The organism is Martinezella rhizogenes (assembly GCF_000799715.1).
Taxonomy (GTDB): Bacteria; Pseudomonadota; Alphaproteobacteria; order Rhizobiales; family Rhizobiaceae; genus Rhizobium; species Rhizobium rhizogenes_C.
This window is the reverse complement of sequence record NZ_JUHG01000018.1, coordinates 221,631-244,226: the sequence shown is the minus strand read 5'-3', so window position 1 is coordinate 244,226 and position 22,596 is coordinate 221,631. Positions and strand designations below refer to the sequence as shown.

At 60.1% G+C, this 22,596-nt stretch carries 17 protein-coding genes; 7 read left to right on the top strand and 10 right to left on the bottom strand.

Features of this window, described 5'->3' with window-relative positions; translation table 11 throughout:
• Positions 1 to 7 precede the first annotated feature (7 nt).
• From EX00_RS27380 to EX00_RS27365, 4 genes are all read left to right on the top strand, one after another.
• Positions 8 to 661: an ABC transporter ATP-binding protein gene (locus EX00_RS27380; RefSeq protein ID WP_047464974.1), complete on the top strand. Its 654-nt coding sequence runs from the start codon at positions 8 to 10 to the stop codon at positions 659 to 661.
• A gap of 68 nt (positions 662 to 729) precedes the next feature.
• Entirely contained in the window at positions 730 to 1,956 is a 1,227-nt protein-coding gene (locus tag EX00_RS27375) for a KpsE/RkpR family capsule polysaccharide export protein (RefSeq protein ID WP_234709121.1), read from the top strand.
• 119 nt (positions 1,957 to 2,075) lie between these two features.
• Positions 2,076 to 3,083, top strand: coding sequence for a hypothetical protein (locus tag EX00_RS27370; RefSeq protein WP_234709120.1), 1,008 nt, complete (start codon positions 2,076 to 2,078; stop codon positions 3,081 to 3,083).
• Positions 3,084 to 3,135: 52 nt separating this feature from the next.
• Positions 3,136 to 5,319: a glycosyltransferase family 2 protein gene (locus EX00_RS27365; protein ID WP_047464967.1), complete on the top strand. Its 2,184-nt coding sequence runs from the start codon at positions 3,136 to 3,138 to the stop codon at positions 5,317 to 5,319.
• 48 nt (positions 5,320 to 5,367) lie between these two features.
• Here the strand turns inward: EX00_RS27365 and EX00_RS27360 are convergent, their stop codons facing one another.
• The 3 genes from EX00_RS27360 to EX00_RS27350 all read right to left on the bottom strand — a co-directional run bounded on the left by EX00_RS27360 (position 5,368) and on the right by EX00_RS27350 (position 10,571).
• Positions 5,368 to 5,763 (bottom strand): (R)-mandelonitrile lyase, encoded by a 396-nt coding sequence (locus EX00_RS27360; protein WP_047464964.1) that lies wholly within the window; start codon positions 5,761 to 5,763, stop codon positions 5,368 to 5,370.
• 107 nt (positions 5,764 to 5,870) lie between these two features.
• Positions 5,871 to 9,332 (bottom strand): ATP-binding protein, encoded by a 3,462-nt coding sequence (locus EX00_RS27355; RefSeq protein WP_047464961.1) that lies wholly within the window; start codon positions 9,330 to 9,332, stop codon positions 5,871 to 5,873.
• A 3-nt stretch (positions 9,333 to 9,335) separates the two neighbouring features.
• Complete coding sequence (locus EX00_RS27350; RefSeq protein ID WP_047464958.1) at positions 9,336 to 10,571, bottom strand: metallophosphoesterase family protein; 1,236 nt, start codon at positions 10,569 to 10,571, stop codon at positions 9,336 to 9,338.
• Between the two features lie 217 nt (positions 10,572 to 10,788).
• Between EX00_RS27350 and EX00_RS27345 the strand changes: the two genes are divergently transcribed.
• The gene (locus tag EX00_RS27345) at positions 10,789 to 11,775 is read left to right on the top strand and encodes an aldo/keto reductase (RefSeq protein ID WP_047464955.1); all 987 of its coding nucleotides are present in this window, start codon (positions 10,789 to 10,791) and stop codon (positions 11,773 to 11,775) included.
• Between the two features lie 74 nt (positions 11,776 to 11,849).
• Positions 11,850 to 12,587: an SDR family oxidoreductase gene (locus tag EX00_RS27340; RefSeq protein ID WP_047464953.1), complete on the top strand. Its 738-nt coding sequence runs from the start codon at positions 11,850 to 11,852 to the stop codon at positions 12,585 to 12,587.
• 94 nt (positions 12,588 to 12,681) lie between these two features.
• On the opposite strand, the gene hupB is transcribed toward EX00_RS27340, so the two are convergent.
• From hupB to clpP, 4 genes are all read right to left on the bottom strand, one after another.
• On the bottom strand, positions 12,682 to 12,957 hold the full coding sequence (gene hupB, locus EX00_RS27335) for a DNA-binding protein HupB (protein ID WP_007692705.1): 276 nt from the start codon (positions 12,955 to 12,957) through the stop codon (positions 12,682 to 12,684).
• 205 nt (positions 12,958 to 13,162) lie between these two features.
• Positions 13,163 to 15,583: an endopeptidase La gene (lon, locus tag EX00_RS27330; RefSeq protein ID WP_047464950.1), complete on the bottom strand. Its 2,421-nt coding sequence runs from the start codon at positions 15,581 to 15,583 to the stop codon at positions 13,163 to 13,165.
• A 419-nt stretch (positions 15,584 to 16,002) separates the two neighbouring features.
• Positions 16,003 to 17,280, bottom strand: a complete 1,278-nt coding sequence (clpX, locus tag EX00_RS27325) for an ATP-dependent Clp protease ATP-binding subunit ClpX (protein ID WP_047465209.1) — start codon at positions 17,278 to 17,280, stop codon at positions 16,003 to 16,005.
• Positions 17,281 to 17,582: 302 nt separating this feature from the next.
• Entirely contained in the window at positions 17,583 to 18,215 is a 633-nt protein-coding gene (gene clpP / locus EX00_RS27320) for an ATP-dependent Clp endopeptidase proteolytic subunit ClpP (protein ID WP_047464947.1), read from the bottom strand.
• Positions 18,216 to 18,520: 305 nt separating this feature from the next.
• Between clpP and EX00_RS27315 the strand changes: the two genes are divergently transcribed.
• Positions 18,521 to 19,765: a cytochrome P450 gene (locus EX00_RS27315; RefSeq protein ID WP_047465206.1), complete on the top strand. Its 1,245-nt coding sequence runs from the start codon at positions 18,521 to 18,523 to the stop codon at positions 19,763 to 19,765.
• Positions 19,766 to 19,888: 123 nt separating this feature from the next.
• Here the strand turns inward: EX00_RS27315 and pstB are convergent, their stop codons facing one another.
• From pstB to pstC, 3 genes are all read right to left on the bottom strand, one after another.
• Positions 19,889 to 20,647, bottom strand: coding sequence for a phosphate ABC transporter ATP-binding protein PstB (gene pstB, locus EX00_RS27310; protein ID WP_047465203.1), 759 nt, complete (start codon positions 20,645 to 20,647; stop codon positions 19,889 to 19,891).
• Between the two features lie 107 nt (positions 20,648 to 20,754).
• Positions 20,755 to 21,606 carry a phosphate ABC transporter permease PstA gene (gene pstA / locus EX00_RS27305; RefSeq protein ID WP_052210969.1) on the bottom strand — a complete coding sequence of 284 codons (852 nt, stop codon included), beginning with the start codon at positions 21,604 to 21,606 and terminating at the stop codon, positions 20,755 to 20,757.
• An 11-nt stretch (positions 21,607 to 21,617) separates the two neighbouring features.
• Positions 21,618 to 22,589 carry a phosphate ABC transporter permease subunit PstC gene (gene pstC, locus EX00_RS27300; protein ID WP_047464945.1) on the bottom strand — a complete coding sequence of 324 codons (972 nt, stop codon included), beginning with the start codon at positions 22,587 to 22,589 and terminating at the stop codon, positions 21,618 to 21,620.
• Positions 22,590 to 22,596: the final 7 nt, after the last annotated feature.

Here is a 22,596-nt window from a genome sequence, read left to right as displayed (position 1 = left end):
ACGACCGATGATCCGCTTCAAAAACGTGTCGAAACATTTCAAGACACAAAATGGCAAGAAAGTAATCCTGGATCGCGTGAGCTGCGAATTCATGTCGGGCTATTCCTATGGCCTGCTCGGCGTGAACGGCGCGGGAAAGTCGACAACCATGCGGATGATCGCCGGCACGATGCTGGCAAATTCCGGCAGGATAACCAAGGACGTTCGGGTATCATGGCCGCTGGGCTTCGCCAGCGGCTTCAACCCCTTCATGACGGGCAGGGCAAATCTCCATTTTGTCGCCCGGGCCTATGGAGAGGACGTCGGACGAGTCTCCCGTTTTGTCGAGGAATTCGCGGAGCTGGGCGACTATATCAATGCGCCGGTGCGCACCTATTCCTCCGGCATGAGCGCGCGATTGGCCTTCGGGCTTTCCATGGCCATCGAATTCGAGTGCTACCTGGTCGACGAGGTCCTCTCCGTCGGCGATGCCCGCTTTCAGGAGCGTTGTCGCGCCGCTTTCGAGAGCCGCCGAAAATATTCCGACATCATCATGATCTCGCATAGTATGGGCATGATCAAAAAGCACTGTGATAAGGGTATGGTACTCGTCGACGGCAGACTTATGGTTTTCGACAAGGTCGAACAGGCGATCGAAGCCTATTACAGATTGAACAGGTAAGATGCGACGGAGTGGCAGCAAGGTCCCATATGGCTCACGATAGTGGAAAAACGTCTGAATCTGTTCAGTTGAGCGCGATCCAGCACAGCCGCGATGTAGCCGCGAAGTTGTCCGTGACCGCGCGCAAGCTGCGTTTCTCGACATCGAAGCGGAGCCAGCTTTTCAAAGCGGTCGGCCTGCGCCCCCGCCCGCTGGAGCAAGTTATCGGACGGCTGATACTGGCTTCCGCGATTCTGATTGTTGTCATTCCGAATATTGTTTCGGTCTTCTACTTCACGCGTATTGCCGTGGATCAATACCAGTCAGAAACACGCTTCACCGTCCGCTCCTCGACGCCGGCACTTGGCAAGGATCAGCTCACCAAGGTCACGGGCCTGCCATCGGCGCAGATCGCCCAGGATACACAGATCGTCACGAATTTCATTGCCAGCAAGGACATGGTGGCCGCCCTCCAGTCCAAGGTCAATTTCCAGAAGCTCTATGGAAACCCGGATATCGATCCACTGGCGAGGCTCAGGCAGGATGCCTCGACGGAGAAGCTGCTCGACTACTGGGAGGACATGGTCTCCATCAAGACCGACGCGAACAGCGGTATCGTGACAGTCAAGGTCCGAGCCTTTTCGGCTGCTGACTCGCAGAAGGTATTGCAAGAAGTGGTCGCCGCCTCCGAAGTCGTGGTCAACGATGTCAACAACCGCATCTGGCGCGATGTCATCACCACCGCTCAGACCAATCTCGACAATGCGAAAAACCAATTGCAGAAAACGCGGGAGCAGCTTCAACTCGCCCGCAATCAAACCGGCGTCCTCAGCGTCGCGGGATCATCGGCGATCTTTACGAACCTGATCACAACCGTGCAGACAGACAGAATCAACCTCCAGCAGAGATACGATGCGCTGCTCGGCAATGTATCGCCCACCGCGCCGCAGATGCGGGTGCTGAAGCGCGAGATCGAAAGCAAACAAAAGCAATTGGACGATCTGAACAGGCAGGTGGCCGGACAAGGCAAATCCGAACAGAACCTGGCGGACGTATCGGTCGACATGTCTCAGCGAGAGCTGGAGCAGACCCTGGCCGAACAGCAGTTTGCGGCGAGCATGAAAACGCTGGAGCAAGTACAGTTCGTCAGCAAGCAGCAACTGCTTTATCTCGACACGTTCCTTGCCCCAAATCTGCCCGACGAAGCGAAATACCCCAAGCGCGGGCTCTGGATCGGCGGCGTTCTAGCAGCCACCATCCTCATCTGGGGCGCTGTTGTCGGCCTGCTGACGGCCCTGCGAAATCGTCTCGCGTGATTTCCCCCGGTCGACCCTCCATGCAAATCCTGCGCAACATCATCTACGGATTGCTTCCAAGGCCTCGGCTTTCCGCCGCGCCCATTGCTGGAGCGCCTTCCCCTGCAAAGCGGCTTCTCGTGTTGTCGCGATACCCCAATCCCAGTGTCAGCTATTATCTGGACGAGCGAACCAAGGCTCTTGCCGATATCCCCGTCATCATGAAGGGCCTCGACGAGGGATTGGAGGACGTCGACAGCGAAGGGCTTTTTGTCATCATCTGCCGCTATATCAAGGAGCCGCAATTGCGCTGGCTGGAAGACAAGCGAGGCAGCCTGGCGGGGGTGGCCTATTTCGTCGATGACGATATCCCCGCCGTCGTTGCCGGTGACGAGGCGACCTGGCCCTACAAAATCACCCTCCTCAATCTCGCCGTCCGACCGCTTCCTCGGGTCAATCGGTTACTCACGCATCTGTGGACATCGACGGAGACCCTAGCGGACACGTTGACGAATACACACCAAAAGATCGAGATCCTCGCGCCCATGCCGGCGGCTCCAGGCCGGAGACCGTCGGAAATTTCCGACGAAACCTCCGCGTCGCTGAAAATGGTTTATCATGGGACGGGCGTTCATCGCCGTGAACACGAGTTCCTGATGCCGATCGTCAAGACAGCGATGGACAAGCACAGGAATTTGCATTTCGAGGTTTTTGCCGAGGGCAATCTTGCGCGCCAGTGGAGCCGCCAGGACATCGACCCGGCGCGAACGACCATAGGCCTACCATTGCCCTGGGCGTCCTATCTCGCGAAGACCACGGATCATGGCGCTGATATCGCGCTCGCGCCGCTCCTGATCGGCAAGACCAATGATAGCCGATCGGACACCAAGCGGATCGACATCAGCCGCCTGGGCGCCGCCGCGATATTTTCCCGCTGCCCGACATTCGCGCGCTGCGCCGTCGCCGGGGAGCTTCACATCGGCAACACAGCGGAAGAATGGCTGATGGCGATCGACCAGCTCGTGGGCGATAGGGATCGGCGATTGATTGCGCGCAATGCCACAATGAAATCCATAGAAAAAATGCGGCAGAGCACGACGACGGCGTTTCCGGGGATCCGTTTCAATGCGCTTGGCGATATGGCATGAATTGGCCATGGAGACGCTCTGCGCCGCCGGCCGTTAGGATATCCAGGTATCAATGACACTCAAGATTTTACCGAACGACGACCTTGAACGCGAGATTTCGCCGGAAGCAAATTCCAACCTATGGAAGTCGCTTGGTGACGACCCCGCTTTCGAAGTCAGATTTTCGCCTGTCAGAAAAAGGCTTGTCGTCATTCATATCGCCGGCGCCGACGAGGCCATAGACCCGAAATTCTATATCAATCGCGGTCGTGGGTTCCGCGAGAAGGATACGGTCACGCTGACGTCCGGGCGTCGGTTCATCGTCACGGCGGATGTCGGGGCTATCGGCACCATCTGCGCCCTGCGCGCCGACCCGGCGACCTTTCCCACCACGCTCAGCTTCGACGTGAAGGCGTTTTCCTCGGCAAAATCGGCCGAGAAGCACATCGCCGCTTTGCTTGGCGCACATGGGCCAGCCGAGCGCGTGGATCTCGGCAAACTGCCGCAATACTGGACGAAAGTACCAAAACTTGCCTTCGGAAAACGGTCGCCGAGCAGGACGATACAATATGCGGAGGCGAGCTATCGGCTGGGCTCCGATCTTCCCTCACCATCCGTTTCCGCCACTCCCGGCACCTGGCTCAGCGTTGTCGTGCCCGTCTACAATGCCCCACCCCGTTATCTCGACGATCTCGTCAGATCCTTTGAAGAGCAAAACGAAGAGGGGGCGGAACTTATTCTCAGCGATGACGGATCGAACGCGGCAGAGACGCAACGATGGTATGAGACGCAGAAGCCGAAAGACAATATCCGGTTCGTTCTGAATGACCGGAACGGCGGCATAGCGGCCGCCACCAATGCCGGGCTATCTCAGGCTCGGGGCCTATGGGTTGCCTTTCTGGACCACGACGATGTGATCGCACCGCACGCGTTCAAGGTCGTGCGGCACACGCTCGAGCAGAATCCGGGTGCGAACTTCCTCTATACCGACGAATTGGTGGTCGACGACACGCTAAGGCCTACTGGCCTGATGTTGAAGCCGGCCTATGATCCCGTTCTCCTGACGGGCGTCAACTACATCAACCATTTCTCCATCTATCGCCGCAGCCGGCTTCAGGAGATCGGCTATTTGCGCACCGGCTATGACGGCTCGCAGGATTATGACCTGCTGCTGCGCTATCTGGAGGGTCTGCCCGACGATACCGTCCTGCACTTGCCCTATCCGGCCTATTGGTGGCGGCGCAACGGACGCACCTATTCGCGCAAGTTCATGGATGCCGCGACCACCAATGCCCGCAAGGCGCTTTTCGAACGGTTCGCGCTCCGGCAACAGCCTATTCGCGTGGAGAAAGCGCTGACGGATACCCTCCATCGCGTCATGTTCGAGCGGCCGGAGGCTTCATGGCCCAAGGTTTCGATCATCATTCCCAGCAAGGACAGCCTCGACCTGATCTCTAGGGTGCTGAAGGATATTTTCGAGCGAACGGACTATGCGAATTTCGAAGTGCTGGTCGTCGATAACGGCTCCTCGGACCAGGCTGTCCTCGATCTTTACGACCATTACCGCCGGACCTACCCGCAATTCTCCGCATCGATCTCGCCGGAACCGTTCAACTTCTCACGCTCGGTCAATCGCGGCCTCGGCGCCGCCACGGGTGAACACCATCTGATCCTCAACAACGACGTCGAAATCATCGAGCCGGGCTGGCTGCAAGAGATGGTGACTTGCCTCGCCTATGAGGGGACCGGCATTGTCGGCGCCAAGCTTCTCTTTGGAAACAACAAGCTCCAGCATGCCGGCGTGGTCATCGGCTTCGGCGGGCTGGCGGGTCATTGGTACATGAGCAAGCCCAGGGAGTTCGGCGGCCCGATGAACAGGCTGCATGTCCGCAACTCCATGACCTGCGTGACAGGGGCGGTCATGCTGATTTCCGGCGACTGCGCCCGCGCCATCGGCACATTCGACGAAGAGAATTTCGCGGTCGCCTATAATGATGTCGACTATTGCCTGCGCGCCCACAAGGCCGGGTTCCGCATCATATGGACGCCGTTCGCCTGCCTTTATCACCATGAATCACTGTCACGGGGATCGGACAAATCGGGAGAACGGAAGAAGCGCTTCGAACGGGAGAAGGATAATTTGCGCAGGCTGCACGGGACGCTGACCTTCGCGGACCGCGCCCTCAATCCGGCCTATAGCCGGGACAAGTCGGACCCCAAGATCCTGATACCGACGAAACTGCACGTTCCACAGTGAATTCACGGCGATCCCACCGGATCGCCGTCGTGTCGCGTCGTTTTGCCCTTATGCGCGATACTGCTCCTCGGTCACATATTCCATCCAGTCCGCGGCCTTGCCGTCCTGCGTCTCCTGAATGGCGATATGGGTGAGCGCGGTCTCCGGCCCGGCGCCGTGCCAGTGCTTTTCGCCAGGCGTGAACCAGAGGACATCGCCGGCATTGATCTCGCGGATATCGCCGCCCCAGCTCTGCGCAAGTCCCTTGCCCGCCGTCACCACCAGTGTCTGGCCGAAAGGATGCGTGTGCCAGGCGGTGCGGGCTCCCGGCTCGAAACTGACGCTGACGACCTGGACGCGGGCTGGCGCCGGCGCTTGCATCAAAGGCTCCTGGCGCACCTCGCCAGTGAAATACTCAGCCGGTGCCTTGAGCACGGCGCGCGATCCATTGGGCTTAATTTCCAAGGCTAATCTCCTGCTACGAACGGCGCTCACCGCGCCTGGTTCCTCCAGCCAGCCTATGCCATTCGAAGACGTCATCCAAGCGAGAAGGCCGGCATTCCACCGAGCGCTCAAAGCTGGATCAGATCCAGATCCCCACCGATCTCCCGTTTGGCAATCTCGACCACGCTCATCTCATGCGTGAAGAGAATGGTCTGGAAGCGCTCCGCCGTGCCGGCGAGAGCCTTCAGCCCGGCACTGGCGCGCTCATCGTCGAAGGTCTGGAAGATATCGTCGACGATGAGTGGGGCCGGCTCGTTGCGGGAGGAGTAGTCTTCCAAGAAGGCAAGCCGCAGAGCGAGGTAAAGCTGATCGCCGGTACCCTCGCTCAAGCCTGCGAGCGGCACGCGCTCACCGCCGAAACGTTCCGCCAGCAATTGCAGCGTATCCGTATCGTCGTGCTCCTCGACCAGCCGTGTGAAGCCATGGCCGGTCAGCAGCGAAAACAGCTCTCCCGCCCGCGTGATGACCGGATCGGCCTGCTGCTCGCGATAGGCCTCCATCGAGCTTGCCAGCATCTGCGCGGCAAGCTTCAGCACCACCCATTGCCGCGCCAGGTCCTTGGCTTCCTGTTCGGCGGAGAGCTTTTCGAAAACGGCGTATTCAGCGCTGACACCGGTTTCAAGCGCGCTTCGCTGCCGCTGGTTTTCCGCCAGACGAGCCACGAGCGCACCGTTCTCGGTGAACTGCCTTTGATCTTCGGCGGAGAGCCGTTCGATCTCCAGCCCGGCGGCGACGCGTTCGAAGCCGATAAGTTCCGCACGGATCACATCTTCGCCATCGCCTTCCGCCTGCTGGCGCAGGCGGTCGCGGCTTTCCGTCAGCCGCGCCTGCAAACGGGCGCGATCGCGCAGACGCGAGAGCAGAGCAAACAGATCAGTGTCCTCGGGCAAATCCGCCGCCATATCGGCAAGGCTAGCCATCACCGTCGCAAGCGCTTCGCCGCACTGGGTAGCCTGCGCCTCGGCGCGTTGGCGCTCCTCCTCGAGCCGGTCGTGTTTCTTCTGCTCGCCACGCACGGCGCTGACGCGAGCGTGCAATGCCTCGGCGGCGGCGTCCGGCGGCAGGTGATCCACCTCGTATCCAGCGGTGGCGGCAAGGGTCGCGAGACGCCGCTCAAAATCGGCCATGTCGCGGCGCATGCCGCCGACGCGACGCTGACGATTGTCGTGCTCCGCCAGAACATCCGGTAGCTCCGTCCATGCCTTCAAGGCCGCAGCGGCCATTTCCAGCGTCGCATCGGCGGAAAGGCCGAGCAAAAGGACAGCCTTGCCGAATGCATCGCGCCAAATGGCCTGACGGTGCTCAATATCCTGCTGCTGCTCACCGAGGCGCGTCAGCCGATCCCGCGCGGCACCAATCTCGCCCTCGCGCGTACGGCTCTCGCTCCAACGCTCTGAAAGCAGGCGAAGGTGTTTTCGCAAGCCTTCCGCCATAGCACCTGGCGGCAGGCGGCCGCTCTTGTAACCGGTGGCCTCGGCAATATCCTTCAGCCCCGGCGAGACACGCGTCTCCGCCAATGCGGCCTCACTCCGCTCATCCAGCAGATCACGAAGAGCCCGGCGCTCGCGGAAGAGAGCCTCGATCCCGCGCCGCCATTCCAGCATCGCTGCCGGATCGAGAGCGGAAACACCGGATGCATCGAAGAGTGCCGCGAAAGCAGCCAGTGCCTTTGTCGACGTCTCTTCTCGCTGTTGCAATCGTTTTGCGGCAGCCTCGCGTTCCTGAAGCAGCCGCGCCTGACGCAAGCGATTATCGGCATGGCGCGAGACACGATCCGCATCGCTCAGCGCCACATCGGCCAGTCGATCGGCGTCTGCGAGGCTTGTCGCAAAGCTGGCGATCGCTTTGCCATCCGGAGCTGGGCCTCCATCCGTCAACCCGTCGCGGATCGATCGCCATTGGGCATCGCGAGCCTCACGCGCGCCGGTGATCTGTTCACGGGTGACGATCGGGCCAGTACGCTCCGCATCCACCAGCGCCTGTTCGATATCGGCCAATTGCTCATCATAGCCACGCACCTTGTCGGATGCCTCGCGCACGCTGGTGCGGGCCGCATCGATGGTCTCACGATGCGCGACAATTTCGGCACTGTCCGGCAGCGGGGCTGCAAAGAGCGCGTCGATATCAACGATCGATGGACGCAGGCGGGAAGCAGTTTCGCGAAGATCCGTCTCGATACGGCTGATCTGCGTCTCCAGTCCATCAAGGCGGGCAAGGCTGGCGAGATCGCCAGTCAATGCTTCGAGTTGATCAACATAGGGTCTCGGGTCGATCAGGCGGCCTGCAGAACCATCCTTCTCAAGCGACGTCAGCTGTCGGCGCTCGCTGTCCAATTGCTCGGCATTTCCCTGGCCCTGCAACAACAGCCGCCTTCCCTCCTCCACCAGCTCGGAGAGGCGGACGCGATCGGCGTCGCTGGGTTGCTGCTTTTCCAACTGCGCCGTATCAGCAAAGCCTAGACGGCGGCTCAGTTGCGCAAGCGTCGCCTCATAGCCGGCCAGCTCCTGATCGACGCGCGGCAGATCCTGGCGCTGGCTGCGATAATTGCCGGTATCGGCAAAGAGCTGGGTGATATCGTCCGATATCTGCAACACGGTTTCGTCGATGCGGATCAGCGACAGCTCTTCACCGGTGCGCGCGGCAAGCTGCTGGGCGCGGCGCAGCTCCTCCTCTGCGGCACGCTTGTCGTTCAGGCCCTGCTCCAACCGATCGGCAAAACTATCCGGTATCGCCGTGAGATCGGCAAGGTCATCAAGGGCCGCCCGCTCGGCATCAATTTCAGCGAGCAGCGGCTGTAGCGTCTTCAGCTTCTGCAGCCGATCGAGTGCCTGTCGCGTCTGGCGGCGTTGATCCTGAAGGCGCTCCAGCTCGGCTTCGAGTTCGGCAGCTTCGGCTAGCAGCTTCTTCCAGTCTCCGGATTTGAGCTCGTTGTCGCGTTCGACCTTGCGCGCCTCGTCGTGACGGTCCAGCGCCTGATAGAAACTGCGGTCCTTGGAGCGCCGCTGCGCATAGATGCCATCGGCCTCGCCGTCCAGCGACTGGCGCAGGCGAGAGAGGCCGGTGAGACCAGAGGCAGCGGAAAACAGCAGGCTGCCGATCTCGCCGCCGCTGCGCAGCATCGCCGTCGCCCCTTGCCGCAAACGCAGCGAATCGAGGCCGAAGGCGCGCTCGAACACATCACGGCTCAGATTGCCGAGAAATGGCGCCAGGGCGTCTTCGGCAAGCGGTGTTTCCTTGTCGTCGGGAGCAAGCAGCGTGTTTTTGCGCCCGCGACGCCGACGAAAGGCGAGTGTCGTTCCATCGCGCGTGGCGATCGATGCGCCGACGCGCAGGGTTGTCGGCTCGTGCAGGAAGCTTTGCTCGGCGGCCGTGGGAAAGCCGAACAGCAGGTCGGAAATCGCACTCAGCGCCGAGGACTTGCCGGCCTCGTTCGGCCCGTAGATAACATGCAGCCGAGCGCCCGTGCGAAAATCGAGCGTGCGGTCGGTCAGCGCGCCGTAGCGGAGAATGTCGAGCCGGTTAAAGCGCATGGGTCAGCTCGCCCCCTGCCCGCGCGCCAACAGCAATTGCCGCGCTTCTTCGATCAAGGTCTCCAGAGTATCGTCCAGCGGCAACTCTGCCGCGCCCAAACCTCCTGGCAGACGAACCGCAATCTCGCCGACGAGCCGGCCCGCTTCGGCCACGATGCCCGCGTCGCCGGCATGCTCGGAAAGCAATTGCCCGAGATCGAGCGTGCCATTGGCCTCGACAGACGCCGCTGCGGGCTGCTCCAGCCGCAGTTCCAGCTTTTCCAGCCAGATATCCTCATGCACGCGATGGCAGGCTGCCTCGACTTCGTCACGCCATTGCTGGCGATTGGCGGCGATGGCGCCCTGCAGCGGCGTGATACCCGACAGCCGAACCCGCAGCGCCGTCATCCGCCCCGCCATGTCATCGGCCAGCGGCTGCACCGCCTGCTCGACATGACGCAGGATCGCGGCCTGATCGTCCTCGGGATCGACCGTTATATCGACCTGCGCAAACCGCGCCTCGTCGACGATCAGCCGTTCGTGGCTTATGCGGCCATCCTCGACGGTGACGAGCACCGCTCCCTTGGCGCCACGCTCACGAATACTGCGACCTTGCAGATTGCCGGGAAAGATCACCAGCGGATCCGTTGCCACCACTTCATAGTCATGGACATGGCCAAGCGCCCAATAGTCGTAGCCGCGCGAACGCAGATCCTCGACCGAGCACGGCGCATAGGGCGCATGCGGCTCGCGGCCGGTGAGCGATGTGTGGAGAATGCCGATATTGAACCAGCCGGATACGGGTGCTGGATAGTTTATGGCCAGATTGTCATTGGCCGAGCGCTCGGCAAAACCCTGCCCGTGCAGCGCCACCCGCAGCGCTTCCAGCCTGACGGAGCCGGGCTTGCTGGTCGGGAATTCATGGACGTTCTCCGGCAGAGTGATGGTCTTGGTGATGACGCTTGCCGCATCGTGATTGCCGCGCAGTAGATAGACCGGGATGCCCGCCCGCTCCAGCCGCGCCATTTCGCGATTGAAGAACAGGCCGATCTTGTTGTCTTTCCAATCGCCGTCGTAAACGTCGCCGGCGATGAGGAAGAAATCGACCTGTTTCTCGATTGCCAGCCCCACCAGCGTCGAAAAGGCCTTGCGGCTGGCCTCTACGAAGATCGAGGCGACAGCAGCATCCTTCAAGGCCAGCCCCTGGAAAGGACTGCCGAGATGCAGATCGGCGGCGTGGATGAAGCTGAAAGAGGCCATAGGCTCCGGTCGATGTCAGATATCTGGCATCCCTTTTAGGCAAATACGACGCTGATGAACACCATGCCGCGCGGGTCATCCCATGCTTTCGTGTATTGCCGAGCGCTGTCATATTCCTATGTCACACGATTGCGATCCTGCGCCATCCTCACGCGCTTGCCGCGACTTCAGACGGCTGCTACTGCGCTAGACATTCAGCACGAACGGAGAGATTTTCATGAGACACCATGCTTTCGGCCGCACACCCTTCACCGTCACGGATGTCGGCTTCGGCGCCTGGCAAATCGGCGGCGCCTGGGGAGATGTCAGCGAGGCCGATGGCCGCGCCGCACTGAACGCAGCACTCGACGCCGGCATGACCTTCATCGACACTGCCGACGTCTATGGCGATGGCCGCTCCGAGAAGATCATCGCCGACGTGCTGAAGGCCCGTGGCGGCGCGCGCCCGATGGTTGCGAGCAAGGCCGGCCGTCGGCTGAACCCGCATGTCGCTGACGGCTACACCAAGGCCAACCTCGAAGGCTTCATCGACCGCAGCCTGAAGAATCTCGGCGTCGACAGCCTCGACCTGGTGCAACTGCATTGCCCGCCGACCGAAGTCCTCTATCGTCCCGAGGTCTTCGCCGGTCTCGACGAATTGCAGAAGGCCGGCAAGATCAAGGGATACGGCGTCAGCGTCGAGAAGGTCGAGGAAGCGCTGAAGGCGATCGAGTATGCAGGCGTCGTCAGCATCCAGATCATCTACAACATCTTCCGCCAGCGCCCTGACCATCTGTTCTTCAAGGAAGCCAAGCGGAAACAGGTCGCCGTCATCGCCCGCGTGCCGCTCGCCTCCGGCCTGCTCTCCGGCAAGATCACCCGCGACACCCACTTCGCCAGCGATGACCACCGCAACTTCAACCGCAACGGCGAAGCCTTCGATGTCGGCGAAACCTTTGCCGGCGTGCCTTTCGAGGTCGGCCTGCAGGCGGTGGAAGAGGTGCGCAAGCTGGTCCCGGCCGGCGCCAGCATGGCGGCCTTCGCGCTGCGCTGGATTCTAATGAACGATGCTGTCACGGTTGTCATTCCCGGCGCCCGCAACGCCGAGCAGGCCAAAGCCAATGCCGCCGCCGCCAACCTCGCGCCACTCTCGGCCGATGTCATGACCGCTACGCGTGAGATCTACGAGCGCCTGATCGCTCCGCACGTCCACCACCGTTGGTAAGAGCAACGACGATCTAGACAACACGTGGCCGGGTGCAGACCCGGCTACGAACAGGGATCAAGGAGGAAAATTCAATGAAGGTGGCTCTGGTAACGGGCGCGTCCCGTGGTCTTGGCGCGGTCATCGCGCGCGGATTGGCGGAGGACGGCTGGGCCGTGGCTGTCAATTATGCGAACGATACGCCAGGCGCAGAAGCGGTGGTTGAGGCGATCCTGCAACGGGGCGGCAATGCCTATGCGGCGAAGTTCAGCGTGATCGACAAGGCTCAGCTGACCGCAGGTCTGGATGCAATCAGGGACGCGCTCGGTCCGGTCGACCTGGTCGTCAACAACGCAACGGGTCCGCAGCCGAGCATGCCATTGATGGAGCAATCCTGGCAAACCTATCTCGATCAGCTCGAGTTCTTCGTCAAAGCGCCCCTCGAACTGCTTCAGGCGGTGCTGCCGGATTGGCGCGCGCGCAAGTCGGGACGAATTATCAATATCGGCTCGGAAATAGCAGAGCTCGGCAATCCTCATGTCGGGAACTATGCATCGGCAAAAGGCGCCATGCTTTCGATGACCCGCTCCTGGGCCCGGGAACTGGCACCCGAGGGGATCACGGTCAATCTGGTCGCTCCCGGCTGGATTCCCGTCGAGCGCCATGTCGGAGCGTCTCAACAGTCGATCGATGGATATCTCGATCAGACCCCGCTTGGGCATTTCGGGACGCCGGAGGACATCGCCCACATGGTGGTATTCCTCGCCTCGAACAAGGCGGACTTCCTGACGGGTCAGAAATTTGCGGTCAACGGCGGACGAACGCTTCTATGAGCGAGAGCTGCAAATAAAAAAGGGGATCCGAAAATTCGGACCCCCAATATCCTCCACCCCCAGGGAAAACGCCTGGCGGCAGGTGAAAACAAAATCAGCTGTTAACAGCGTCCTTCAGGCCCTTGCCGGGCGTGAACTTCGGCACGTTGCGAGCCGCGATGTCAACTTCAGCGCCGGTCGACGGGTTACGACCCTTGGAGGCTGCACGGTGAGAAACGGTGAAGCTACCGAAACCTGCGAGACGAATGTCGCCGCCCTTCTTCAGTTCAGCCTGCACGGCATCGAAAACAGCGTCAACAGCGGAAGCAGCGTCGGCCTTCGTAATACCGGCCTTCTCGGCCACTGCGGACACGAGCTCATTCTTATTCATGTTTCCACCCCTTTCTACTGGTATGAAACGACTAGTCTGTTAGCGGGGCGCAGAATACGTATGCTCCGGCCCGCCGCAACCCCAAAAGCCCTGCAAATCAAGGAAAAGCAAGCACTGCCAAAAGCTTTTCACAAAAAAAGACCGGCAAAAACGCCGGTCTTTTCTGGTTTTGTGTCAATTTGTCATAAATCAGGCGAAACCGCACTTAATGCGCGATCGTCGCACCGACATCGTCCACACCCTCGACTGTTGCAATCACCGGTGTTTCGACGGTGCCGTCCCATTCGATCGGCTCGGGCCTGCGAACCAGCGCATGCTTGATCACCTCGCCCATGCGGGATACCGGGATGATCTCCATGTTGTTTTTCACGTTATCCGGAATCTCCGCCAGATCCTTGGCGTTTTCTTCCGGAATCAGCACCTTCTTGATGCCGCCGCGAAGCGCTGCGAGCAGCTTTTCCTTCAAGCCGCCGATCGGCAGGACACGTCCGCGCAGCGTGATTTCCCCCGTCATGGCGACATCCTTGGAAACCGGGATGCCGGTCATGATCGAGACAATGGCGGTTGCCATCGCGACACCGGCCGACGGACCATCCTTCGGCGTTGCCGCTTCCGGTACGTGAACGTGAATGTCGCTCTTGTCGAAGCGCGGCGGCTCGATGCCAAAATCGACGGCGCGCGAGCGGACATAGGAGGCCGCCGCTGAAATCGATTCCTTCATCACTTCCTTCAGATTGCCGGTAACGGTCATGCGACCCTTGCCCGGCATCAGCACGCCTTCGATCGTCAGCAACTCACCACCGACTTCCGTCCAGGCGAGACCGGTGACGACACCGACCTGATCCTCACGTTCGGCTTCGCCATGGCGGAAGCGTGGAACGCCGAGATACTGGTCGATATTCGCAGCGGTGACCGCGACGGACTTGCTCTTGCCCTTGATGATCTCGGTGACCGCCTTGCGGGCGAGCTTCATCAATTCGCGTTCGAAGTTACGAACACCGGCTTCGCGGGTGTACTGCTGGCTGATTGCCATCAGGGCATCGTCGCTGACCGAGAATTCCTGCGGCTGCAACGCGTGTTCCTTGATGGCCTTCGGCAGCAGGTGCCGCTTGGCGATTTCGCACTTCTCGTCTTCGGTGTAGCCGGCGATACGGATGATCTCCATGCGGTCCATCAGCGGAGCCGGGATGTTCAGCGTATTCGCCGTCGTGATGAACATTACATCCGACAGGTCGTATTCGACTTCCAGGTAATGGTCCATGAAGGTCGAGTTCTGCGCCGGATCCAGCACTTCCAAAAGAGCCGAAGACGGATCGCCACGAAAATCCATACCCATCTTGTCGATTTCATCGAGCAGGAAGAGCGGGTTGGACTTCTTGGCCTTCTTCATCGACTGGATGACCTTGCCGGGCATCGAGCCGATATAGGTGCGGCGGTGACCACGAATCTCGGCTTCGTCACGAACGCCGCCAAGCGCCATGCGGACATACTCACGGCCGGTCGCCTTGGCAATCGACTGGGCGAGCGAAGTCTTGCCGACGCCCGGAGGGCCGACGAGGCACAGGATCGGGCCCTTGATTTTCGCGGCACGAGCCTGGACGGCCAGATATTCGACGATGCGCTCCTTGACCTTGTCCAGGCCGAAATGATCCGCTTCGAGGATCTTCTCGGCATTGTGCAGGTCGGCCTTGACCTTCGACTTCTTGTGCCAGGGGATGCCCAGCAGCCAGTCGAGATAGTTGCGCACGACGGTGGCTTCCGCCGACATCGGGCTCATCTGGCGCAGCTTCTTCAGCTCCGCGTCGGCCTTTTCCTTGGCTTCCTTGGATAGCTTCGTCTTGGAGATGCGCTCTTCCAGTTCGGCCATCTCGTCGCGGCCTTCCTCGCCGTCGCCGAGTTCCTTCTGGATCGCCTTCATCTGCTCATTCAGGTAGTATTCGCGCTGCGTCTTCTCCATCTGGCGCTTGACGCGCGAGCGGATACGCTTTTCGACCTGCAGCACCGAAATCTCGCCTTCCATGAAGCCGAGCGCCTTTTCGAGGCGGCCCTTGACGCTCGTGGTTTCCAGCATCTCCTGCTTCTCGGTGATCTTGATCGACAGATGCGAGGCAACCGTGTCAGCGAGCTTGGAATAATCTTCGATCTGGCTGGCGGCGCCGACCACTTCCGGCGAAATCTTCTTGTTGAGCTTCACATAGCTCTCGAATTCCGAAACGACCGAGCGGCTCAACGCCTCCAGTTCGACCGGATCTTCCTGCGGCTCATGCAAGACGTGGCCGAGGGCTTCGTAGAAATCCTCGCGCGCCGTATAGGTGTCGACCTCCGCGCGTGCCTTGCCTTCGACCAGTACCTTGACGGTGCCGTCGGGAAGTTTCAGGAGCTGCAGTACGTTGGCCACGGTGCCGACCTTGTGGATCGCATCCGGGGCCGGATCGTCATCGCTGGCATTGATCTGGGTGAGCAGCATGATCTGCTTGTCAGACCCCATGACCTCTTCCAGCGCGCGGATGGACTTCTCCCGTCCGACGAACAGCGGCACGATCATGTGGGGGAAAACCACGATGTCGCGCAACGGCAATACCGGATAGGCAATGCTCTCATTTGCCGCAGACGTTTTCTTAGTCATGTCATTTCCTTTCCGTCGTCCCGTTCCCGGGCTCTCTACCGGCTTTAGGGGATTAGCCGGCTCTCTCACTTGGGTTAGAAGTGGAGCTTCACATTATCTATTTCAAGTCGTGCGGGACGCGTGCGCCGTGAGGCAGCGAAACACGTATTCACGAGAAGGAACGCAACAACAAACACCGGACCCCGGCTACTCGAACACTGCCGGTAACGCGGCCCCGGAGGACCAAAGCCGGGCGAAAGCCCAATCCACCGACGATTCCGGAATCATGCCATCATGGCTGCGGCGGGCGCTCTTCACAACCGGTTTGGACGGCGTTCCCATAAGCTTATCCCGGACTTTATCAGCAAACTGTACGATTTTTCAAATAGAAAGGGGCCCGTCAACGACGAGCCCCTGGATTTAAGCCGCAGATCTGTCGATCAGGCGGTGGCGTTGGCCTTTTCATCCTGCCGATCGGCATAGATGTAGAGCGGGCGGGCGGAACCACGAACCACTTCCTCGGAAATGACCACTTCGCGGACACCTTCCAGCGCCGGCAGATCGAACATGGTGTCGAGCAGGATCTTTTCCATGATCGAGCGCAGGCCGCGAGCGCCGGTCTTGCGCACGATCGCCCTCTTGGCGATTTCGCGCAATGCGTCCTCGTGGAAGTTCAATTCGACGTCTTCCATCTCGAACAGGCGCTGGTACTGCTTGACGAGCGCGTTCTTCGGCTCCGACAGGATCTGGATCAGCGCGTCCTCGTCCAGGTCTTCCAGCGTCGCCAGGACCGGCAGACGACCGATGAATTCCGGGATCAGGCCGAACTTGACCAGATCTTCCGGCTCCAGCTCGCGCAGCACTTCGCCGACGCGGCGGTCATCGGGGCCCTTGACTGCGGCACCGAAGCCGATCGAGGTCTTTTCGCCGCGGGCGGAGATGATCTTGTCGAGACCGGCAAAAGCGCCGCCGCAGATGAACAGGATGTTCGTCGTGTCAACCTGCAGGAATTCCTGCTGCGGATGCTTGCGGCCACCCTGGGGAGGAACGGAAGCAACCGTGCCTTCCATGATCTTCAGAAGCGCCTGCTGCACGCCTTCGCCCGAGACATCGCGGGTGATCGACGGATTGTCCGACTTGCGGGAAATCTTGTCGACTTCGTCGATGTAGACGATGCCGCGCTGGGCACGCTCGACATTGTAGTCGGCAGCCTGCAGCAGCTTCAGGATGATGTTTTCGACGTCTTCGCCAACGTAACCGGCTTCGGTCAGCGTCGTGGCATCAGCCATGGTGAAGGGCACGTCGATGATGCGGGCCAGCGTCTGCGCAAGATAGGTCTTGCCGCAGCCGGTCGGGCCGACGAGCATGATGTTCGACTTCGCCAGTTCGACATCGCCGTTCTTGGACGCATGAGCGAGACGCTTGTAGTGGTTGTGCACCGCCACCGACAGAATCTTCTTCGCCTGCCTCTGGCCGATGACATATTCGTCGAGAACCTTGATGATATCCTGCGGCGTCGGCACGCCGTCGCGGGATTTGACCATCGAGGATTTGTTTTCCTCGCGGATGATGTCCATGCACAATTCGACGCATTCATCGCAGATGAAGACGGTCGGTCCGGCAATCAGCTTCCGGACTTCATGCTGGCTCTTGCCGCAGAATGAACAATACAGAGTATTCTTGGAGTCGCCGCCGTTGCTGCCGCTGACTTTGCTCATATCCTTTTCCTTCCAGCACGCCGCGGATTCCAAATCGAAATCGCGGTCCACTCAATGCGCCCGCCGGACCTGCCCCTCGTTTCATCAGCAGGTCGCGGCGCTCTTCGGGGTACTGAACGCAGCCCAACAAACCTGCCGGGCCGCGGTGGCAACGAATCCCCCTTCGAATGCCGAATGCCATGTCATAAAAACGCTACATAGCATGAATGCTTACTATTACCGTGTTCCGCTCCACATTAAACCCCTATTCGATCACAAATGGGATAGAACTGTGGCGTAGAAGTCACCGCCGCGTGGATAACTCACGTAGCGGCTTCACCTTCCATTTCGGTACGCGACGTCAGCACCTTGTCGATCAGACCCCAATCCTTGGCCTCTTCGGAGGACATGAAATGGTCACGATCGAGCGTCTGCTCGACCTCTTCATAGGTCCGGCCGCAATGCTTGACGTAAATTTCGTTCAGGCGACGCTTCATCTTGATGATGTCGCGGGCATGGCGTTCGATATCCGAAGCCTGCCCCTGGAAACCGCCCGACGGCTGGTGAACCATGATGCGGGAATTCGGCGTTGCGAAACGCATGTCCTTGTCGCCAGCGGCAAGCAGCAGCGATCCCATGGACGCAGCCTGGCCGATGCAAAGCGTCGAAATGGCCGGCTTGATGAACTGCATCGTATCGTAGATCGCCATGCCGGCGGTCACGACACCACCCGGCGAATTGATATAGAGCGCGATTTCCTTCTTCGGGTTTTCCGCCTCGAGGAAGAGAAGCTGGGCGCAGACCAGCGTCGCCATGTGATCTTCCACCGGGCCGGTCAGGAAGATGATGCGCTCCTTCAGCAGGCGGGAATAGATGTCGTAGGACCGTTCCCCGCGATTGGTCTGCTCAACAACCATCGGCACCAGAGCCATAGCTGTATCGACTGGATTTCTCATGTGCGTCCTTTACCAAGCTTGCCCCGACGGCGATAACGCCGGGAATCGAATAAATTCTTTATCCCTACATAGAGTGTCACCGCCCTGCACTTCAAGACGCCCGAAGGGATAACGTCAAAAAGGACTAATGCTCAATAGATGTCGAAGAAGCGTTTCCTGCCGCTGATGCCAATAGACCCGATGACGCGATACGAGTATTCCACCGCATTTCCCAACCAAAAGGTGAAGGAAGGATGAAATCCGGCGATGTTGGCACAGATGCAACGGTCTTTTCCCATCCGATTTATTCCGATAATCCTCTTCTCATGACCATATCCTCCATTTTCTCCATCGATCCCGTCGCACGCCGCCTTTCCCTCGATGGCCGCAACCCCGCCTTCTACGGCAACCCGAACGCGGTCTACGCCGCCTTGCATGCCGAATGTCCCACCTTCTACTGGGAAGAGCAGAAGCAATGGTATTTCATCGGCTACGACCATGTGAACGGGCTGCTGCGCGACCGCCGATTCGGCCGGCAGATCCTGCACATCGCCAGCCGCGAAGAGCTCGGCATGGCCGCGCCACAGGCGCATCTGAAAAACTTCGATCTGGCCGAGCAGCATTCCCTGCTCGAAATCGAGCCGCCGGAACACACGCGGCTTCGAACCCTCGTCAACCGCGCCTTCGTCTCCCGCCATGTCGAGAAGATGAAGCCGGAGCTGGCCGAGCTGGCGAACCGGCTGATCGACAAATTCGAGAAGAAGGGCGAAGTGGAATTGCTGTCGGCCTTTGCCGATATCATCCCCGTCACCATGATCGCCGGGATGATCGGCATTCCGGAGGAGATGGGGCCGCAGCTTCTGAAGTGGTCGCATGCCTATGTCCGCATGTACATGTTCGGCCGCACGCGCGAAGACGAGGACGCCGCGGATCAGGCCGCGAAGGAATTCTCCGATTATGTGAAATCCGTCATCCGCGAGCGCCGCGCCAATCCGCGCGACGATCTCCTGACCCATATGATCACCACCGAGCACAAGGGCCAGTACCTGACCGAGGACGAGCTGGTGTCGACGACGATCGTGCTGCTCAATGCCGGGCACGAGGCGACCGTGCACCAGATCGGCAACTCTGTCCGCGTCATCCTGGAAAGCGGCTATGCGCCATCGGCGCTTTTCAAGGACGAGGCGACGACAGAGCGCACCGTGGAGGAGACGCTGCGTATCTGCGCGCCGGTGCATATCTTCGACCGCTGGTGCCTGGAGCCGGCGGAAATAGACGGCGTTTCGTTCCAACGTGGCGACAAGGTGGCGATGATCCTCGCCGCCGCCAATCTGGACCCCAGGAAATTCTCCGATCCCCTCACCTTCAAGCCGGACCGCAATGAAGCACCGAACCTCTCCTTCGGCGCCGGCATCCATTTCTGCATCGGCGCGCCGCTGGCGCGGCTGGAGCTGAACGTGGTGCTGCCGATCCTGTTCCAGCGCCTGCCCGGCCTGAAGCTCGCCAAGACGCCCGAGGTCAAGGACGTCTATCACTTCCACGGTCTCGACCGACTGGAATTGAGCTGGTGAAGGAGAGGATGGCGGGGTGATCCCTTTACCCTGCCCCTACCGCGACCCAAAACGCAAAATGGCGCGCCAAGCGGGCGCGCCATCGTAAAATTGCCGGCTGCGGTGAGGCCCGCTTCTGTCATATCAGCCGTAACGGCCGGTGATGTAGTCTTCCGTGCGCTTCACCTTCGGCGCCTGGAAGATCTGCTCGGTCGGGCCGTACTCGATCAGGTCGCCGAGATACATGAAGGCGGTGCTGTCGGAGATACGGCTGGCCTGCTGCATGTTGTGCGTCACGATGACGATGGTGAACTCCCCCTTCAGCTGCGAGACAAGTTCCTCGATCTTGGCGGTCGAGATCGGGTCAAGAGCTGAGGTCGGCTCGTCGAGAAGCAGGACTTCCGGACGCAAGGCGATGGCGCGGGCAATGCAGAGGCGCTGCTGCTGACCGCCGGAAAGGCCAAGTCCGCTCTGGTGCAGCTTTTCCTTCACTTCGCTCCATAGTGCTGTTTCCGTCAGCGCCGCTTCGACGCGGGCGTCCATTTCGGCCTTGGAAATCTTCTCATAGAGCCGGATGCCGAAAGCGACGTTTTCATAGATCGACATCGGGAACGGCGTAGGCTTCTGGAACACCATGCCGACCTTGGCGCGCAAATCGTTCAGATCGACGTCCTTGGCGAGAATATTGCGACCGTCCAGCAGAATCTCGCCGCCAACCGTCTGGCCCGGATAGAGATCATACATCCGGTTGAAGGTGCGCAGCAGCGTGGACTTACCGCAACCCGAAGGGCCGATGAAGGCGGTGACCGCATTTTTGCGGATGTTCATATTCACACCCTTCAGAACGCGATGGCCGTTCTGATAGGTAAAATCGAGGTTCTTCACCTCAAGTTTCGCGAGCATGCCGAGATCCGACTGAGAAACGGCGTCCTTCCCCGGCTGCGCGTTGACGCTCTGGAAATTGTTGTCGCTCATGTTCATGGTTTCATTCCTATCGTTCGGCGGCTGCGTCATTGGCGACGTCCACTCAAGACACGGGCAAGGATATTGAGGGCAAGGATGGCAACGGTGATGATCAGCGCGCCGGCCCATGCCAATTGTTTCAGATCCTCGCCTGCGTCGGCGGCGAGCGTATTGATGGCGACCGGCAGCGTGGCGATTGGACCGGTCAGACTTGCATTCATGAATTTGCTGTAGCCAGCCGTGAAGAGAAGCGGCGCGGTTTCGCCGCTGATACGGGCAACGGCCAGCAGGATGCCGGTGAGGATGCCGGTCCAGGCGGAACGGTAGATCACCATCGTCATCGACTTCCAGCGCGGCGCGCCGAGTGCTGCGGTCGCCTCACGAAGCTCGTTTGGCACCAGCAACAGCATGTCCTGCGTCGTGCGGTTGACGACCGGAAGGGCGATCAGCGCCAGCGCGAGGATGCCGGCGATGGCAGAGTTGCCGTGCATGGGTACGACCACGGCGCCGTAGACGAACACGCCGATGATGATCGAGGGTGCGGACAGCAAGATATCGTTGAGAAACTTGGCGGCCTCGGTAAGCTTGGTGCCGTTGGCATATTCCACCAGATAGGTGGCGGCGAGAATGCCGATCGGCGCTGCGATCAGGATGGCGCAGCCCGTGACCAGTACCGTGCCATAGATCGCGTTGATCAGGCCACCGCGCGAGCCCTGGGCCGGGATCGACATGGTGAACACGTCGAGGCTGAGCGCCGATACACCGCGATAAATCAAGGTTCCAAGGATCACGCTGAGAAAGAATATGCCGAGAATGGCCGCGATGAGGCACAAGACCATCATCACCCGGTTCTTCCCATAACGCCTCGACACGAGGTTCTGACGAATTGCATTGTCCATGGTTTTTTTCCTCAAAGCGCGGTGCCGCGGCCGATCATCCACCTCGCCGCCGCGAGCACGCAGAACGAAAGGACGAACAGAAGCAGGCCGAGCGCAATTAGGCTCGACAATTGCAGACCATCGGCATCGCCGAAATTGTTCGCGATCTGGGCGGAAATGGTGGTGGACGGCGAGATGATCGACGATTGCAGGCGGCTCACCGAGCCGATAACGAACGTGACGGCCATGGTTTCGCCAAGCGCGCGGCCAAGGGCGAGCATGATGCCGCCGACGAGGCCGCGACGCGTATAGGGGATCAGGATATGGCGAGCCACCTCCCATGTGGTCATGCCCGTGCCGTAAGCGGATTCACGCAGCATCGGCGGCACCGTGCCGAACACGTCGCGGGAGATCGCGGTGATAAATGGCAGGATCATGATGGCCAGTACGAGGCTTGCGGTCAACAGGCCGACGCCCGGCGCCGGCGGCTGGAACAGCAGGCCGATCAACGGCACCTGGCCGATCGTCATCATAAGGAAGGGCAGAATATAGGTCTGCATCAGCGGCACGAGAATGAACAGGCCGACGATGCCGTAGATAATAGAGGGAATACCGGCCAGAAGCTCGATGGCCGTACTGATCGGACGTCGCAGGCTACCGGGGCAAAGTTCCGTGAGGAAGATGGCGATGCCAATGCCCAGGGGAACGGCGATCAGCATGGCGATGAACGAACTCACCAGCGTACCGACCACGGCAGGCACAGCGCCATAGATATCGACGGGAGCGCTCCACTTCGTGCCCCAGAGGAACGAAAACCCGAAGGCCTGGAAGGTTGGCAAGGCATCGATGATAAGAACGACGATGATCGCCAGCAGCAGAAGCACGACAAGAGTAGCCGAGCCAAGCGTCATAAAATAGAAAATCCGATCCTGTATCCGGAATTTTCTGGTGACGGCGCTGGTATCCAGTGCCTGGAAGCCAGCCGTCTGAGTCGCATCAGCCATCGATTTC